Source organism: Streptomyces endophyticus (genome assembly GCF_035798155.1).
Lineage (GTDB): Bacteria > Actinomycetota > Actinomycetes > Streptomycetales > Streptomycetaceae > Streptomyces > Streptomyces endophyticus.
In genome coordinates, this window is record NZ_JAOZYC010000001.1 from 61,625 (window position 1) to 78,482 (window position 16,858).

Here is a 16,858-nt window from a genome sequence, read left to right on the forward strand (position 1 = left end):
GCCAAGTCGCCGCCCACGCCTGACACTTCCGTACGCCTGCGCGTACGTCCGTGATCGAGCACCCCCAGGGAGACGCATGTCCGCACCGGCCCCGTCCACCGTGCCCCCCTTCCGGAGCAGGATCGGCTGCGACGCGCGCAGCGGCTACTACGCCGCCCCGCACCGCTACCGCCTCCATCTGTCACCCGGCTGCCCGCACTGTCTTCAGATCTCCGTCACCCACAGCCTGCTCCACCTCGACGACACCCTCCCGGTGACCCTGCTGTCCGGTGTGCCCGACGCGCCCGGCGGCGGGCACCGGGCCCTGGCCCCCCTGTACGAGGCCACGTCCCACCAGTACCCCGGGCCCGCCCTCGTGCCGGTCCTCAGCGACGAGTGGACCGGACGGATCGTCAGCACCCACCCCGGGGACATCCTGCGCGACCTGGCCCGGCACTTCGGCAGCCACGGCCCCGACCTCCTCCCGCGCGGCTCCGAGGAGGCCATCGACGCGGTGGGCCGGCTGTGCGAGCGGGGCATCACCGCGTCCGCCCGGCGCGGCGACGACACCGGACTCGCCACCCTGCTGCGCGCCCTGAGCGTCCTCGAACGGCGGCTCGCGGGCAGGGAGTACGTACTGGGCGGCCAACTCACCCTCGCCGACGTGCGGTTGTGGTCGACCCTCGTGCACCCCGACAGCGCACGACGGACCACCGGCCATCCCCGGCTCTCGGCGTACCTGCGACGCCTCTCCGAGCACCCCGCCTTCGCGCCCCACCTCGCGCGCTACTCCTTCGCGCTCGCCTGACGCGAGTTGAACTCCTCGACGTTCTTCTTCTGTTCCTCATAGCTGTCGGTGAACCGGGTGTCCCCGGGCGCGACCGTCACGAAGTACAGCCAGTCGCCCTTGGGCGGCGCGATCGCCGCGTCCAGGGCGTCCTGGCCCGGATTCCCGATGGGCGTGGGTGGCAGGCCCTTGTGCGCGTACGTGTTGTACGGGCTGTCCGTCCTGGTGTCGGCGTGGCTGGTGTCGAGGGTCGAGCGGTTCAGGGCGTAGTTGATGGTGGAGTCCATCTGGAGCGGCATGCCCTGGTCGAGCCGGTTGTAGATGACCCGGGCGACCTTCCCCATGTCCTCGTGGGTGTCGGCCTCCGCCTGCACGATGCTGGCGATGACGACCGTCTCGTAGACGGAGACGCCGTTCTTGTCCGAGCCCTCCGTGACGTGGTCGGCCTTCAGTCGCTGGTTGGCGGTGTTGTTCATGTAGGCCAAGAGGGACGTCGGGGTGGTGTTCTTGTCCACGGGGTACGTGGCCGGAAACAGATAGCCCTCAGGGTTGCCGTCCGCCGCGCTCGGCAGTGTGAAGTGCACGTTTGCCGCGGCCTTCTTCGTGGTCCCGTCGTCGACGGCGAGCGCCTTGTCCACGGCCTCGTACACCTGGCTCGCGCGGTACCCCTCGGGGATCACGAGCTTCTCGGACCGTGTGGGCTCCTTCCCGCCGAAGATCACCACCAGCGGCACGACGACGGCCGCGACGACGGCGAGGGCCACGACGGCGACCACGATCAGCCTGCCGCGGCGGCTGAGCCGGCGCTTCTTCTCTGTCCCCTGGTCAGCGGGGTCCTTCTTGTCCTCTGGCACACCGGAACGCTAACCAATTCACGCTCACCGCACGCGCAGCGCCACCGCCAGCAGCGCCGCGTCCGCGGGGCGGCGCAGATCGCGACCGGTCAGCTCAAGGAACCGGTTGAAGCGGTGCTGCACCGTGTTGCGGTGGCAGTAGAGCGTGTCGGCCGTGTCCGCGATGGAGCCGGAGCCCGCCAGATGGGTGCGGACGGTGTGCAGCAGACGGTCCGCCTCGCCGCGCGTGACACCGGGACCGCGCAGCGCGCCCAGCACGTCGGCGGCCAGGTCGCGGCCGAAGTCACCGGCCCGATGGGCGAGGACGTCGAGCCAGCTGTCCTCCAGGAGGCGCGGCGAGCGCGTGTCGGCGGGCAGCACCTGCGCCGTCGCCACCGCGAGGACCGTCGCCCGCGGCACGGCGGCAAGCCCGGTCGCCTGCGGGGCTATCCCGCACGGCGAGTCCTGCAACTGGTCCAGGAGGAACGCGCGGGTGACGCGCCCGCTGAGCTGCACCACCAGGACCGCGTCGCCGCCGACCATCTGCTGCTGCACGGCCGCCCCCGCCCCGCGCAGGGCGAGGCCCGCACGGTGCAGGCCGGGCCCGGCCGCAGCGGACGACGCCGCGCACAGGAACCGGCCGTCGTCCGCCAGACCCAGGGCGCGGCCCGCGTCGCGCACGACGGTCGGGTTGCGGCCCTCGGTCTCCAGGAGCCGGGCGAACCACATGCGCCGCTCGTCCTCCTCGCGGCGCCCCATCTCCAGGACCGTGCGCTGATACGCCGTCATGATCCCGGTGACGTGCCGCTCGACCGCCTCCCACACGTGGTACGCCGAGCCCGCCAGATCGGCCATGTCCTCCGGCCGTGCCCGGTTCACGAGCGCCTGCCACACCACCCGGAAGTCGAGGCGTGCCGCCTCCAGGAGCGCGTCGAGCGGGACGCCCTGGCGGGCGCGCTCCTCGCCCACCCGCCGTGAGACGTCCGCGACGTGCGGCGGCACCGGCAGCCGCGCCACCGTGCGCAGTAGCAGCTCGAAGGCCTGCCAGGCCGAATCGCGGAACTGGACGTCGGGCACCTGGGTCGCGTACGCGGTGCGCACCGGGCCGACCATCCCCAGCCACTCGCCGATCAGGTCGTCCACATTGTCCAGACACTGCCCGGCGAGTTCCGCGATGCGCGGCGAGGTCGGGGGCAGGCCGGGGCGGCCCCCGCCTTCGGAATTGTGCATGTGACCAATTCTCGGTGGCGCGGGGGCGATGTTTCAACGTTGGTTCCGTGCCCGGTGCCGAGGATGCTGGTGCGATCCCTGGGCGCAGCGTCCGGGGCCCGCCGACCAGGAGGGCCATCCGACCGTGCACTTGACCCCTCGAGAACAGGAACGGCTCCAGCTGTTCACCGTCGCCGAACTCGCGCGCCGCCGCCGTGCGCGTGGACGCCGGCTCAACGCCCCCGAGGCGATCGCCCTGATCTGCGACGAGATCCTGGAGGCCGCCTGGGACGGGCTGAGCCTGGACGAGGTGATCGAGGCGGCGGAGCGGGTGCTCACCGTCGACGACGTGCTGGACGGGGTCGCCGACATCGTGACGACCGTGCAGGTGGAGGCGCTGTTCCCGAGCGGCACTTCCCTGGTCGCCGTCGACCGGCCGATCGGCCCCGTCAGTGTCGAGGGGCCGGGCGCCGTGCGCACCGGCGAGACGCCCGTCGAGATCAACGTGGGCCGCCCGCGCACCACGCTCACCCTCCGCAACACCGGCGACCGCGTCGTCTACATCTCCTCGCACTACCCGCTGCACGAGGTCAACCAGGCGCTCGAACTCGACCGCGAGGCCGCCCGCGGGCTGCGGCTCGACATCGCCGCCGGCACCGCCCTCGCCTTCGAACCCGGCGAGCGGCGCGAAGTCGTCGTCATCCCCGCCAGCCGCAAGACCCGTACGACCCAGGAGCGCGCATGACCAGCGTCGACCGCCGCACGTACCACGCCCTGTACGGGCCCACCACCGGCGACCGGATCCGGCTCGGCGACACCTGCCTGTGGGTGGAGGTCGAGGCCGACGACGGCACCCCCGGCGACGAACTCCTCGGCGGCTGCGGCAAGACGGTCCGCGACGGACTCCTCGCCTCGCCGCGCTCGGACCGCGATTCCGCCCTCGACATGGTCGTCGCCGGAGTCGTCCTCATGGACCCCGTGCTCGGCGTGCGCAAGACCGACATCGGCATCAAGGACGGCCGGATCGTCTCCGTCGGCGGCGTCGGCAACCCGGACGTGATGGACGTCGAGTACGCCATCGACTCGCACACCTCCGTGGTGCCGGGGGAGGGGCTCATCGCCACGCCCGGTGTCGTCGACAGCCACGTCCACCTGTCCTCGCCGGAGGTCGCGCCCGCCGCGCTGTCCGCCGGAGTCACCACGCTCGTCGGCATGGGGCTCGGCGGCGTGTGGGAGATCGGCTGCAACCCGACCCACAACCTGCACACGCTGATGAGCGCCTGGCAGGGCACCCCGCTCAACATCGCCTTCCTGGCCCGCGGTTCGTCCAGTTCACGGGCGCTGCTCGACGAGATCACGCTCGCCGGGGCCGGCGGCTTCAAGATCCATGAGGACTTCGGGGCGACCCCGCGCATCATCGACACCTGCCTGGACACCGCCGAACAGGCCGACCTCCCGGTCGCGCTGCACACCGACTCCATGAACGAGTCGGGGTACTTGAGGGACACCCTCGGCGCCACCCGCGGCCGCACCGTGCACGCGTACCACGTGGAGGGCGGCGGCGGTCACCCCGACCTCCTGGAGATCCTCTCCGAGCCGAACATCCTGCCCTCGTCGACCACACCCACCGTGCCGTACACGCCCAACACGGTCGGCGAGCTGTTCCCGATGACGATGACTGTGCACCGGCAGAACCACGCCTCCGCGAGCGATGTCGCCATCTCGAAGGGCCGGATCCGCGAGCACGCCATCGCCGCCGAGAACGCCCTGCACGACCTCGGCGCCATCTCCATCGTCAACTCAGATTCCATGGGCATGGGCCGGATCGCCGAGACCGTGCGCAGGACCTGGCAGCTCGCCCACGTCCAGGCCCTCGCGAACGGCGGCGGGGGAGTGGAACACCCGGACAACACACGGGTGTTGCGCTACCTCGCGAAGATCACGCTCAACCCGGCGCTCGCGCACGGACTCGCCCACGAGGTCGGCACCGTGCAGGCCGGGCGGATGGCCGACCTGGTGCTGTGGGACCCCAAATGGTTCGGCACCAAGCCCGAGCTGGTCATCAAGTCCGGGTTCGTGGCGTGGGGCAACACCGGCTCGGGCTCGGGGTCGACCCGGCTCACCCAACCGCGCGCCTACAAGCCCTACTTCGGGTCACTCGGTGCCGCGCCCGCCCGGCTCGCCAAGGTCTTCGTCGCCGAGGCCGCCCTCACCGACCGCGCCGCGCGGGCCGCCCTGCCGAGCGGACTCACGTACGCCCCGATCCGCGACAGCCGCGGCCTGACCCGTGCCGACATGCTGCACAACACGGCGACGCCTCGGGTCGTGGTGCCCCGCGAGCCCGCGCCCGTCCTCGTCGACGGGGTCGAGACCGGGACGCCGGCCGCCACCGAGCTGCCGCTCGCGCAGCTGCACCACTTCGCCTGAGACCCGAGGGGGCTTCTGTCTCATGCAGCTCGATCTGCTCGTCCGCAACGCCCACATCCGCACCCTCGACCCCGACCGGCCCACCGCCACAGCGCTCGGCGTCCTGAACGGCGTCGTCGTCGGACTCGACGAGGACGTGGCCGGACTCGGCGCGCGCAAGGTTCTCGACGCGGGCGGCGCCACCGTCGTCCCCGGCTTCAACGACGCGCACTGCCACACCGCCTGGTTCGGCCTCAACCTCACCCAGCTCGACGTCTCCACGGCCCGCTCCGTCGACGACGTGTACGCCGCCGTGGCCGCACACGCCGAAGGACTCGCCCCGGACGCCTGGGTGCTGGGCGCCGGGCTCGACCACAACAACTGCGGAGGCCGCTGGCCGCACCGCGACGCCCTCGACCGCGCGGCGGGCGGCCGGCCCGTCTGGATCAAGCACACCTCCGGGCACGCCTGCGTCGTCAACACACCCGTGCTGCACGCCGCCGGAGCGCTGGCGGACGGATTCCAGGACCCGGACGGCGGCGTCGTCTCCCGCGACGAACACGGCCGCCCCGACGGCCTGTTGGAGGAGACAGCGCAGAGCCTCGCGCAGCGCCAGGTGCTGCCGTACCCGGTGGAGACCGTCGCAGACGCCGTCGACGCGGCGACCCGGCACTACCTCACCGAAGGTGTCACCAGCTTCACCGAGGCCGGGATCGGCGGCGGCTGGATCGGGCAGACCCCGGTCGAGGTGGCCGCCTACCAACTCGCCCGCGAGAGCGGCCGGTTGCACACCCGCGCCCAACTGATGGCCGCCTCTGACGTGCTGCACCCGCTCACCGCGCACACCGACGACGACATCACGCTCGGCCTCGACCTCGGCATGCGCACCGGCTTCGGCGACGACACGCTCTCCCTCGGCCCGGTCAAGATCTTCCTGGACGGCTCGCTGCTGGGGAGGACGGCGGCCGTCACCGAACCCTTCTGCGGGTGCCCGCACAACGAGGACCGACCCACCGGTTACTTCCAGGGCGACGCCGGCTCCATGACCGACCTCGTCGTCGCCGCGCACCGCTCCGGCTGGACGGTGGCCGCGCACGCCATCGGCGACCGCGCCGTCGACCTGGCCCTCGACGCCTTCGCCCGCGCCCACAAGGAACGGTCCCGCCCCGGCGTCCGGCACCGTATCGAGCACGCCGGCGTCGTCCGCCCCGAGCAGCTCGCCCGCTTCGCCGAACTCGGCGTCGTCCCCGTCCCGCAGCACAACTTCCTGCACACCTTCGGCGACGCCATGGCCGCCGCGCTCGGCCCCGAACGCACCCCGTGGTCGTACCGGATGCGCTCCTTCCTCGACCTCGGGCTGCCCGTCCCCGGCAGCTCCGACCGGCCCGTGGCACCGGGCGCGCCGCTGCCCGCGATCCAGTCGATGGTCGTGCGGCTGACCGAAACAAAGGTGCCGTACGGTCCCGACGAAGGCGTTCCGGCCCTCGCCGCGCTGCGCGCCTGGACCGAGGGCTCGGCCCTCGCCACCGGCTTCGGCGGGCGCAAGGGGCGCCTCGCCCCCGGGTATCTGGCCGACCTCACCGTCCTGGACGGCGACCCCGTCCGCACGGACCCCGACCGCATCGGCGCGATCGGCGTCCTCGCCACCGTCGTGGGCGGCGACCCCGCCCACGACCCGCACCACCTCACCCGCACCCCCGCACGCCACGGTCCCCCTTCCGCTCCGGCCACCCCGGCCGCCCCTCCCCAGGAGACCCCGTGAGCAACTCCACAAAGCCCCCGGTGAAGGACATCCGAAGGCTGTTGTTCGCCGCGTTCAGCGGCACCGCCCTGGAGTGGTACGACTACTTCCTCTACGGCACCGCCGCCGCGCTCGTCTTCAACAAGCTGTTCTTCACCGACCTGAACGCGGCCGCGGGCACCCTCGCCTCCTTCGGCACGTTCGCCGTCGGCTTCGTGGCCCGGCCCATCGGCGCCGCGATCTTCGGCCACGTCGGCGACCGCTACGGGCGCAAGGTGTCCCTCATCATCACCGTCGTCATGATGGGCGCCACCACGGGCTGTATCGGCCTGCTGCCCTCGTACGACACCATCGGCATCTGGGCGCCGGTCCTGCTCACCGTCCTCCGCTTCGTCCAGGGCATCTCCGTCGGCGGCGAGTGGTCGGGCGCGATGCTGCTCACGCTGGAGCACACCCCGAAGGAGAAGCACGGCAGCTACTCCTCCGTGCCCCAACTGGGCTCGCCCGTCGGCACGTTGCTGTCCAGCGGCGCCTTCGCCCTCGTCGGCATGCTGCCCGACGACGCCTTCTACTCCTGGGGCTGGCGGCTGCCGTTCCTCGCCGCGTTCCCGCTGCTCGGCTTCGCGCTCTACCTGCGCGTACGCATCGAGGAGTCCCCGGTCTTCCGCGCCATGCAGGACGACGCGGAGCGCAACGGCCCGCCGCCCGCGCCGCTCGTCGAGGCGTTCCGCCGCACCTGGGGCCGCATGATCGTCGGCATCGGGGCCGCGCTCCTCGGCGTCGGCGGCTTCTTCCTCATGACGACGTTCATCATCAGCTACGGCACCGGCGAACTCGGCATCGACAAACAGACGATGCTCAACGCCACCGTCGTCGGCGCCGTCGTCGAGGTCGTGGTCATCATCATCGGCGGACGCCTCGCCGACCGCATCGGCTCGTGGAAGGTGTGCGCCATCGGCGCCGCCGTCACCATGGCGGCCGCGTTCCCCGCCTTCTGGCTCGTCGACACCGGGCAGACCCCGCTGGTGTACCTCGGTGTCGCGCTCGGCATCGGCGCGCTCTCCATCCCGTACGGCCCGATCGGCGCGGTCGTCGCCTCGCTCTTCCCCGAGGAGTTCCGCTACAGCGCGGTGGCCATGTCGTACAACCTCGCCGGTGTCCTCGGCGGCTTCATCCCGCTCATCGCCGCCTCGGTCACCGGCGCGGCGGGCGGCGCCTCGTGGGGCGCCGCGCTGCTCCTCGTCCTCGTGGCCGCCTGCACCGTCGCCGGGTCCGTCGCGGCCGGCACCGTGCTGCGCCGGCACGGCTCCCTTCCCTCCAGCGACTCACTGAACGCAAAGGTTGCAGCATGACCGTGCACCATCCCGCCCGCACCGGTGGCCAGGTCCTCGTCGACCAGCTCCGGGCCCACGACGTCGACACCGTCTACGGAGTGCCCGGCGAGAGCTACCTCGCCGTCCTCGACGCCCTGTACGACGTGCCGGTCCGCATGGTGGTGTGCCGCCACGAAGGCGGCGCCGGGTACATGGCGGAGGCCTCCGGCAAACTCACCGGGCGCCCCGGCGTGTGCTTCACGACGCGGGGGCCCGGCGCCACCAACGCGCTGGTCGCCCTGCACACCGCCCACCAGGACGCCACCCCGCTGATCCTCTTCGTCGGCCTCGTGCCGCGCGACCACACCGACCGGCACGCGTTCCAGGAGCTGGACCTGCGCGGCACGTTCGGCACGAACGCCAAGCTCGTCGAGACGATCGACGACGCGGCCCGCATCCCCGAGTATGTGGCCCGCGCCTTCGCCGTCGCCCGCAGCGGACGGCCGGGGCCCGTGGTCGTCGGGCTGCCGGAGGACATGCTGACGGATGTCGTCGAGGTGGCCGACGCCAGGCCGCTGCCGGTGCCGCAGGGCGGTGTGTCGGCCGAGGAACTGGCGGTACTGGAAGGCCTGTTGGCCGCGGCCGAGCGGCCGGTGGTGCTGCTCGGGGGCAGCCGCTGGACGGACCGGGCACGCGCCGACGTCCGCGCGTGGGCCGAGGCATGGTCGCTGCCCGTCGCCGTGGACTTCCGCTGCCAGGACCTGATGGACAACGAGGCCGACGTCTACGTCGGCAACCTCGGCTACGGGCGCGCCAAGGCCCTCGCCGAGCGGGTGCGCGAGGCGGACCTGCTGGTGAGTGTCGGCGCGGCGCCCGGGGACGTCACGACGGACGGGTACCGGGCGCTGGCCACGGTCGGCGGCGACGAGGCGGGCCCGCGCCTGGTGCAGGTGCTTCCCGAGGCACAGCCGCCCGGCGTCGTGCACCGCGCCGAACTCACCCTGCTCGCCGCCCCCGAGGCCTTCGGCACCGCGATACGCACCCTGAGCCCCGCCGCGCCCGTGCCCTGGGCAGAGCGCACGAAGCAGGCCCGCGCGGAGCACCTGGCCGCCCGCACCCCGGAGCCGGACGGCGACCCGCTCGACCTCGGCGCGGTCTTCGCCCACCTCGACGACCGGCTCCCGGGAGACACCATCGTCACGTTCGGCGCGGGCAACCACGCCATCTGGGCGCAGCGCTTCCTGACGTACCGCGACGGCATGCGCCAACTCGGCCCGCGCAACGGCTCGATGGGCTACGGCGTCCCCGCCGCGGTGTCGGCCGCCATCGCGCACCCGGACCGCCGCGTCGTCTCCGTCGCGGGTGACGGCTGCTTCCTCATGAACGGCCAGGAACTGGCCACCGCCGTGGCCGAGGGCGCGGCCCCGCTGATCCTCGTCCTGGACAACGCCCAGTACGGCACCATCCGCGTGCACCAGGAGCGGGAGTATCCGGGCCGCGTGAGCGGCACGGCCCTCGGCAACCCGGACTTCGCCGTCTACGCCCAGGCCTTCGGCGCCCACGGCGAAACGGTCACCACCACCGAGGAGTTCGCCCCGGCCCTCGACCGCGCGCTGGCGTGCGGCCGCGCCGCGATCATCCAGCTCAAGGTGGCAGAGGGGCGGCTGTCCCCCGGAGTCACCGTCGCCTCGCTGCGCGAAAGGGGGCGCGCCAAGGGCTGAGAGCCGGTGAACTGGCTCTGAGTCTCACGGGCGCAGATGGATCAGGCCCGCATCCGTGGGCCGGAATCCGCACGCCTCGAAGTAGAAGTCGCGGAGTTCGGGCTCGAAGTCGACGTGGAGCCACTCGCAGCCCGACTCCCGCGCACTGGACGCCGCTAGGCGCACGACGGCCGTGCCGATGCCGCGATGCTGGTGTGTGCCCCGGGTCTTGGTGTCGATCAGGAAGGCGTGGTCGCCGCCGTCCCACGCCACGTTCACGAAGCCGACGAGGAGCCGGTCCGCGTCGCGGGCCGTCACCCAGCCGAGGCTGTACTTCTGGACCTTGGCCCACCAGCCGGCGACGTCGTTGCCGCCGTGGGACCGGACCAGGTCGACCATCTCCTCGTCGTGGACCGGGTCGCGCCATGTGTACGTGATCGCTTCGCTCATGGGGCCTCACCCTGGCACAGGGCGTGATCCGTGCCACGTACGAAACGGTTTCGTTTCATCTCGGCGGCGGGATACTCTGCCGACGTACGAAACCGTTTCGTTCGGCGCGCACCCGGCGCCTGAGAGATGTGGACGTGATGCTGCGTGCCCGAGACCGGCACCGTGCGGCGCAGACGCATGACGGCGGAGCGCGAGGCCGAGTTGTACGACGCCGTGCTCGGGCTGTTGCGTGAAGTCGGTTACGACGCGCTGACCATGGACGCCGTCGCGGCCCGCACCCGGTCCAGCAAGGCCACGCTCTACCGCCAGTGGGGCGGAAAGGCCGCGCTCGTCGTCAAGGCGATGCGGCACCACAAGCCGGTCGACATCTCGGAGATCGACACCGGCACCCTGCGCGGGGACCTCCACACGCTCGCCGGCCGGCACGACGACTGCTCGGTCGAGGAGTCGACGGCGCTGATGCGAGGGCTCGCCATGGCGATGCACAGTGACCCGGATCTGCTGCGCGCGTTCCGGGAGTTGCTGATCGAACCGGAGCTGGAGGAGCTGGACCAGGTCCTCCAGAGAGCCGTCGCCCGCGGCGAGATCCGCCAGGACAACCCGGCGATGGACTACACGCTGCACATGATGGTCGGCGCCATGGCGACCCGCGGCATGATCGACGAACTGCCGCCCACCCAGGAGTACCTCATCTCATACATCGACGCAGTGGTCCTCCCCGCCCTCTGCGCCTGATCCCCCCACCCACACACCACAGAGTTCCCCCCTCTGCACCTCTGCACCTGACGCCACCGCTCACCGTCGTCGGGCCGAAGTCCCCTGCCCAGCACCAAAAACGACCTGACCGGGAGTACGCCCTCGTGGCTCGATTCCTCTACAAAATGGGCCGATTCGCCTTCAGGCGACGGTACTTCGTCGCCCTCTTCTGGGTGGTGGTCCTCGCCGCCGTGGGCGTGGGAGCCTCCCAGGCCCCCACGGCCGCATCCTCCTCCTTCTCGATCCCGGGCACCGAGGCCCAGAAGGCCTTCGACCTGCTGGAACAACGGTTCCCCGGCGGCAGCGCCGACGGCGCCACCGCGCGCGTCGTGTTCAAGGCGCCGGACGGAGAGAAGATCACCTCCGCCGCCAACCAGAGCGTGGTGCGCGACACCGTCAAGGAACTCGGCGGTGGCTCCGAGGTCCAGAGCGCGACCGACCCGTTCAAGGCCAAGGCCGTCAGCCGCGACGGCACCATCGCGTACGCGCAGGTGTCGTACAAGGTCTCCGGCATGGAGCTGGAGGAATCCTCGCGCGACGCGCTGAAGGACACGGCGCAGGACGCCCGTGACTCCGGCCTCACCGTCGAGGTCGGCGGCGACGCGCTCCAGGCCGTGCCCGAGACCGGCTCGACCGAGGTCATCGGCGTCGTGGTCGCCGCCGTCGTCCTCGTCATCACCCTCGGCTCGCTGATCGCGGCCGGACTGCCGCTGGTCTCCGCGCTGTTCGGCGTCGGCATCGGTGTCTCCGCCATCACCGCGCTCGCCAAGCCGCTCGACCTGGACTCGACGACGTCGACGCTCGCGATGATGATCGGCCTCGCGGTCGGCATCGACTACGCGCTGTTCATCGTGTCCCGGTACCGGGCCGAACTGGCCGAGGGGCGCGAGCGCGAGGAAGCCGCCGGACGGGCCGCCGGTACCGCCGGGTCCGCCGTCGTCTTCGCCGGGCTGACCGTCGTCATCGCCCTCGTCGGCCTCGCCGTCGTGAACATCCCGATGCTGACGAAGATGGGCTTCGCCGCCGCCGGCACCGTCGTCGTCGCCGTGCTCGTCGCCCTGACCCTGATCCCCGCGCTGCTCGGCATCGCCCGGAGCCGGGTGCGCCCCGCCGGAGCCAAGAGCAAGCGCAAGGAACGCAAGGCACAGCGCACGGCGCAGGAGCAGGGCCACGTCCACGGGGAGCACGCCGAGCCCAAGCCCGCCCTGGGCACCCGCTGGGCGCGCCTCGTCGTGAAGCACCCGGTCGCCGTGCTGCTGCTCGGCGTGATCGCCCTGGGTACGGCCGCCGTACCGGCCACGTCCCTCGAACTCGGCCTGCCCGACGACGGTTCGCAGCCCACCGACACCACGCAGCGCAAGGCGTACGACCTGCTCTCCGAGGGCTTCGGCCCCGGCTTCAACGGGCCGCTGATGGTCGTCGTCGACGCCAAGGGCAGCGACCGGCCGAAGTCCGCCGTCGACGATGTCACCAAGACCGTCAAGGGACTCGGCGACGTCGCCGTGGTGACCCCGGCGACGTTCAACAAGTCCGGTGACACCGCGATGCTCAGCGTCGTCCCGAAGTCGAAGCCGACCTCGACCGACACCGAGGACCTGGTGCAGAACATCCGCGACGCGGGTGACGGCATCAAGGCCGACACGGGCGCCGAGCTGATGGTCACCGGCTCCACCGCGATGAACATCGACGTGTCGCAGAAGCTCAACGACGCGCTGCTTCCGTACCTCGCGCTCGTCGTCGGCCTCGCCTTCCTGCTCCTGATCGTCGTCTTCCGCTCGATCCTGGTGCCGCTGAAGGCTGCGCTCGGCTTCCTGCTGTCCGTCCTCGCCGCGCTCGGCGCCGTCGTCGCCGTGTTCCAGTGGGGCTGGCTCGCCGACCTCATGGGCGTCGAGGAGACCGGGCCCGTGATGTCGATGATGCCGATCTTCATGGTGGGTGTCGTCTTCGGACTCGCGATGGACTACGAGGTCTTCCTCGTGACACGGATGCGCGAGGCGTACGTCCACGGCGAGACGGCCAAGGAGGCGATCGTCACCGGGTTCCGGTACAGCGCCCGCGTGGTCACGGCGGCCGCGGTCATCATGATGGCCGTGTTCGCGGGCTTCATCGGCTCGACCGAATCCATGATCAAGATGATCGGCTTCGGGCTCGCCGTCGCCGTCTTCTTCGACGCGTTCATCGTGCGCATGGCGATCGTCCCCGCGGTCCTCGCGCTCATCGGACGCGGCGCCTGGTGGCTGCCCAAGTGGCTGGACCGCGCGCTGCCGAACGTCGACGTCGAGGGCGAGGGCCTGCGCGAGCTCGACGAGGCCCGCGCCGCGCGGCCCGCCGATGAGGTGCCCGACGGCGCGCTGCCGCACCCGACCGAGCCGGAGCGCGAGCTCGTGACGGCCTCGGTCGGCGCGCAGGGCGCGGCGCAGCCGCAGAAGCATCTGGCGACGGCGTCGGCCGCGGAAGTCGGCGACGGCGCGCGGTCGTTCACCCCGAACGGCAACGGCATCCTCGGCACCGTCCGCACCGGCGGCGGCGAGGTCGTGGCGCGCGCCGCGATCACGCTGATCTCGACGGGCGGGCGGCAGATCAGCCGCTCCGTCACCGACTCCGGCGGCGCCTACAGCCTCGACGTACCCGGCGCGGGAACCTACGTGCTGATCGTCGCGGCCGACGGGCACCAGCCGCAGGCCTCGACGGTCAGCGTGGACGGGGAACTCCTCTCCCACGACATCCTGCTCACCGGCACCGGCGGACTCGCGGGCCTGGTGCGCGAATCCGGCGGACGCCCGGTGCCCGAGGCGCTGGTCGTCGTGACGGACGTCCGCGGCGAGGTCGTGGCCACCGCGCGCACCGGACTGCACGGCGACTTCGCCTGCGGCGGCCTGGTGAACGGCCTGTTCACGCTCGCCGTCAACGCACCCGGCTTCCGCCCCACGGCGCAGCAGGTCGAGACGGGCGCGCAGGGCGTGACCCAGGTCGAGCTGGTGCTCGGGGTCGGCAAGCGGGTACAGGGCGTGGTCCGGGCCGGCACGGAGGACGGCCCGTTGGCCGACGCGCGGGTCACCCTGGTCGACGCGGCGGGCAATGTGATCGCCACGACGACGACGGGATCGGACGGCGCGTACGCCTTCACCGACCTCGACGCGGGCGACTACTCCGTCATCGCCACGGGGTACCCGCCGGCCGCGCAGACGCTGCGGGTGGGCGACGCGGAGCCGGGCGAGCTCGACATCAGGCTGACGCACCCGGAGGCGTAACTCACCTCCAAGAGCTGCCCTGGGGCGGCACCCGCCAAGGTCGGCGGGTGCCGCCCCTACTGATGCGCTCCCCGGATGTGGGAGCGTGGCGATGATCCTTTTCTCGATCTCCACGCAAGAGAGAGCACGCTACCGATGGACATGGACACCCGCCGCAGGCGGACGGCACTGTTCCTCTTCTTCCTCATACCCGGCCTGTCGATGTCGTCATGGGTGACGCGCACACCCGACGTACGGGACCAACTGGGCGCGTCCACCGCGCAGATGGGCCTCATCCTCTTCGGGCTCTCGGTCGGCTCGATGATCGGCATCCTGTGCTCCGGCACGCTCGTCGGCCGGTTCGGCTCGCGGCCCGTCATGGGCGTGGCGACGGTGCTGATCACCGTCAGCATGGCGGTCATCGGCCTCGGCGCGATGGCGTCCTCCGCGCCCCTCGTCACCGCGGGACTGCTCCTCTTCGGCGCAGGAATGGGCGGGGGAGAGGTCGCCATCAACGTCGACGGCGCCGAGGTGGAACGGATCACCGCGCGCACCGTCCTGCCGACGCTGCACGGCTTCTTCAGCCTGGGGACGGTCGTGGGAGCGGCGATCGGCATCCTGTGCACGGCAGTCGAGGTGCCGGTGCAGTGGCACCTGATCGCCGTCGCGGTGGTCACCACCGCCATGTTCGGCTACGCGATCCGGGCCGTCCCCTCCGGCGTCGGCAAGGCGTCGGGCGGCTCGCCGATGGAGGGCTCAGCGGACGGCGCCTCCAAGGCGAAGGTGTGGCGGGACCGGCAGCTGCTGCTCCTCGGCGGCATCATCCTCGCCATGGCGCTCGCCGAGGGAGCCGCGAACGACTGGCTGCCGCTGCTCATGGTCGACGGCCACGACATGGACCCCGCGCTCGGCTCGGCCGTCTTCACCGGCTTCGCCGCCGCGATGACCATCGGCCGGTTCGTCGGCGGGTACTTCATCGGCCGGTTCGGCCGCAAGCCCGTCGTCCGCGCCAGCGCCGTATCGGCGACGCTCGGCATCGCCCTGGTCGTCTTCTCCGACTCCGCCGCCCTCGCCAGCGCGGCCGTGCTGTTCTGGGGGCTCGGTGCCTCGCTCGGCTTCCCCGTGGCGCTCTCGGCGGCCGGCGACTCGGGCGAGAACCCGGCGGCGCGGGTGAGCCTGGTGGCGATGCTCGGCTACATCGCGTTCCTCGTCGGACCGCCGTGCCTCGGCTTCCTCGGGGAGCACTACGGGCTGCGGACGGCCATGGTGGTCGTGCTCGCGTTCACCACGGTGGCCGTCTTCCTCGCTCCGGCGGTGGGGGCGCGCTCCTCGGCGACGGTGGCCGCACAGCCCGAAGGGGAACGACCGCGGCAGCACTGCGAGTGAACACGGCTTCCCCGGCCCGGAGCACATGGTGTGCTGGGAAAAGTGTCGCAGTTATACGTACGACTGCGACACTTTTCCCAGCTGGGGATCGCCCAGCGGCCTCGCCCGGGTCCGCCGACGGTGCCCTACGGCAGCGTGTGACCCGCCGCGCGGAACAGGCGGTACCACTCCTCGCGGGTCAGGGGGATGTCCGAGCCCGCCGCGGACTCGGCGACCCGTCCCGGGTTGGTGGTGCCGAGCACGACCTGCATGTCGGCGGGGTGCCGGGTGATCCAGGCGACCGCGATGCCGGTCGGTGTCACCTCGTACTTGGCGGCCAGCTCGTCGAGCGCGGTGTTGAGCTCCGCGTAGTTCTCACGGTCGCCGATGAAGACGCCGTCGAAGAAGCCCTTCTGGAACGGCGACCACGCCTGCAGGGTCATCTTGTGCAGGCGCGAGTAGTCGAGCAGCCCGTTGTCACGGCTCACCGACTGGTCGAGCCCGGCCATGTTGGCGGCGACACCGGAGGCGATCAACGGGGCGTGCGTGATGCTCAGTTGCACCTGGTTGGCGACGAGCGGCTGGCGCACCGCCGTCTTCAGCAGCTCGACCTGGCCCGGCGTGTGGTTGGAGACGCCGAAGTTCACGACCTTGCCCGCCGCGTGCAGCTCGTCGAAGGCCGCCGCGACCTCCTCCGGCTCGACGAGGGTGTCGGGACGGTGCAGGAGCAGCATGTCGAGATAGCCGGTGCGCAGCGCCGCGAGTGACTCGTCGACCGTGCGCACGATGTGCTCGCGCGAGAAGTCGAAGAAGCCGGGCCGGATGCCGACCTTGCTCTGGATGACGATCGCATCGCGCTCCGCGGCGCTCAGCGTGACCGCCTCGCCGAAGCGCTCCTCGCAGGCGTGCCGGGTGGGCCCGTAGATGTCGGCGTGGTCGAAGCTGTTGATCCCGGCGTCGCGGGCGCTGTCGTAGAGGGCGCGGACATCCTTGTCGTCGAGCTCGGCGATGCGCATCAGGCCGAGCACGACGTTGGAGGACGGCGCCTTGGCTCCGGGGAAGGAGATCGATTCCATGGGGCCATCCTCG

The 16,858-nt window shown here is 71.7% G+C and carries 13 protein-coding genes and 1 pseudogene; 10 read left to right on the forward strand and 4 right to left on the reverse strand.

Annotated features, from left to right (window positions below; all coding sequences use genetic code 11):
- The first annotated feature begins 76 nt into the window (after positions 1-76).
- Entirely contained in the window at positions 77-787 is a 711-nt protein-coding gene (locus OKJ99_RS00265; RefSeq protein WP_326013512.1) for a glutathione S-transferase C-terminal domain-containing protein, read from the forward strand.
- On the opposite strand, the gene mltG is transcribed toward OKJ99_RS00265, so the two are convergent.
- Positions 766-1,620 (reverse strand): endolytic transglycosylase MltG, encoded by an 855-nt coding sequence (mltG, locus tag OKJ99_RS00270; RefSeq protein ID WP_326013513.1) that lies wholly within the window; start codon positions 1,618-1,620, stop codon positions 766-768. The two genes, OKJ99_RS00265 and mltG, sit on opposite strands and share 22 nt — an antisense overlap.
- Before the next feature lie 24 nt (positions 1,621-1,644).
- Positions 1,645-2,829: a PucR family transcriptional regulator gene (locus OKJ99_RS00275; protein WP_326013514.1), complete on the reverse strand. Its 1,185-nt coding sequence runs from the start codon at positions 2,827-2,829 to the stop codon at positions 1,645-1,647.
- Positions 2,830-2,953: 124 nt separating this feature from the next.
- Here OKJ99_RS00275 and ureA point away from each other — a divergent pair, with 124 nt between their 5' ends.
- The 5 genes from ureA to OKJ99_RS00300 are packed head-to-tail and all read left to right on the forward strand — an operon-like array spanning position 2,954 to position 9,989.
- Complete coding sequence (gene ureA, locus OKJ99_RS00280; protein WP_326013515.1) at positions 2,954-3,553, forward strand: urease subunit gamma; 600 nt, start codon at positions 2,954-2,956, stop codon at positions 3,551-3,553.
- Positions 3,550-5,235, forward strand: coding sequence for an urease subunit alpha (locus tag OKJ99_RS00285; RefSeq protein ID WP_326013516.1), 1,686 nt, complete (start codon positions 3,550-3,552; stop codon positions 5,233-5,235). The genes ureA and OKJ99_RS00285 overlap by 4 nt, the downstream gene beginning before the upstream one ends.
- 22 nt (positions 5,236-5,257) lie before the next feature.
- A complete protein-coding gene (locus OKJ99_RS00290) occupies positions 5,258-6,976 on the forward strand; it encodes an amidohydrolase (protein ID WP_326013517.1) in 1,719 nt (572 codons plus the stop codon).
- On the forward strand, positions 6,973-8,307 hold the full coding sequence (locus tag OKJ99_RS00295) for an MFS transporter (protein WP_326013518.1): 1,335 nt from the start codon (positions 6,973-6,975) through the stop codon (positions 8,305-8,307). The genes OKJ99_RS00290 and OKJ99_RS00295 overlap by 4 nt, the downstream gene beginning before the upstream one ends.
- Positions 8,304-9,989, forward strand: coding sequence for a thiamine pyrophosphate-dependent enzyme (locus OKJ99_RS00300; protein ID WP_326013519.1), 1,686 nt, complete (start codon positions 8,304-8,306; stop codon positions 9,987-9,989). The genes OKJ99_RS00295 and OKJ99_RS00300 overlap by 4 nt, the downstream gene beginning before the upstream one ends.
- A 24-nt stretch (positions 9,990-10,013) precedes the next feature.
- Here OKJ99_RS00300 and OKJ99_RS00305 read toward each other — a convergent pair whose 3' ends face one another.
- A complete protein-coding gene (locus OKJ99_RS00305) occupies positions 10,014-10,418 on the reverse strand; it encodes a GNAT family N-acetyltransferase (RefSeq protein WP_326013520.1) in 405 nt (134 codons plus the stop codon).
- 144 nt (positions 10,419-10,562) lie between these two features.
- On the opposite strand from OKJ99_RS00305, the gene OKJ99_RS00310 reads away from it, so the two are divergent.
- From OKJ99_RS00310 to OKJ99_RS00325, 4 genes and pseudogenes are all read left to right on the forward strand, one after another.
- Complete coding sequence (locus OKJ99_RS00310) at positions 10,563-11,153, forward strand: TetR/AcrR family transcriptional regulator (protein ID WP_326013521.1); 591 nt, start codon at positions 10,563-10,565, stop codon at positions 11,151-11,153.
- A 125-nt stretch (positions 11,154-11,278) separates the two neighbouring features.
- A pseudogene (locus tag OKJ99_RS00315) lies at positions 11,279-13,483 on the forward strand (MMPL family transporter); the annotation flags it as partial.
- 75 nt (positions 13,484-13,558) lie between these two features.
- A complete protein-coding gene (locus OKJ99_RS00320) occupies positions 13,559-14,425 on the forward strand; it encodes an MSCRAMM family protein (protein ID WP_326013826.1) in 867 nt (288 codons plus the stop codon).
- Between the two features lie 135 nt (positions 14,426-14,560).
- Positions 14,561-15,790 (forward strand): MFS transporter, encoded by a 1,230-nt coding sequence (locus OKJ99_RS00325; protein ID WP_326013523.1) that lies wholly within the window; start codon positions 14,561-14,563, stop codon positions 15,788-15,790.
- A gap of 125 nt (positions 15,791-15,915) precedes the next feature.
- Here OKJ99_RS00325 and OKJ99_RS00330 read toward each other — a convergent pair whose 3' ends face one another.
- A complete protein-coding gene (locus OKJ99_RS00330) occupies positions 15,916-16,845 on the reverse strand; it encodes an aldo/keto reductase (protein ID WP_326013524.1) in 930 nt (309 codons plus the stop codon).
- Positions 16,846-16,858: the final 13 nt, after the last annotated feature.

Bases quoted from the DNA above. Each gene is read 5' to 3' on its own strand.
- OKJ99_RS00300 (WP_326013519.1), top strand. From the start codon at position 8,304: ATGACCGTGCACCATCCCGCCCGCACCGGTGGCCAGGTCCTCGTCGAC.
- OKJ99_RS00330 (WP_326013524.1), bottom strand. From the start codon at position 16,845: ATGGAATCGATCTCCTTCCCCGGAGCCAAGGCGCCGTCCTCCAACGTC.
- OKJ99_RS00275 (WP_326013514.1), bottom strand. From the start codon at position 2,829: ATGCACAATTCCGAAGGCGGGGGCCGCCCCGGCCTGCCCCCGACCTCG.
- OKJ99_RS00265 (WP_326013512.1), top strand. From the start codon at position 77: ATGTCCGCACCGGCCCCGTCCACCGTGCCCCCCTTCCGGAGCAGGATC.
- OKJ99_RS00325 (WP_326013523.1), top strand. From the start codon at position 14,561: ATGGACATGGACACCCGCCGCAGGCGGACGGCACTGTTCCTCTTCTTC.
- OKJ99_RS00290 (WP_326013517.1), top strand. From the start codon at position 5,258: ATGCAGCTCGATCTGCTCGTCCGCAACGCCCACATCCGCACCCTCGAC.
- OKJ99_RS00285 (WP_326013516.1), top strand. From the start codon at position 3,550: ATGACCAGCGTCGACCGCCGCACGTACCACGCCCTGTACGGGCCCACC.
- OKJ99_RS00305 (WP_326013520.1), bottom strand. From the start codon at position 10,418: ATGAGCGAAGCGATCACGTACACATGGCGCGACCCGGTCCACGACGAG.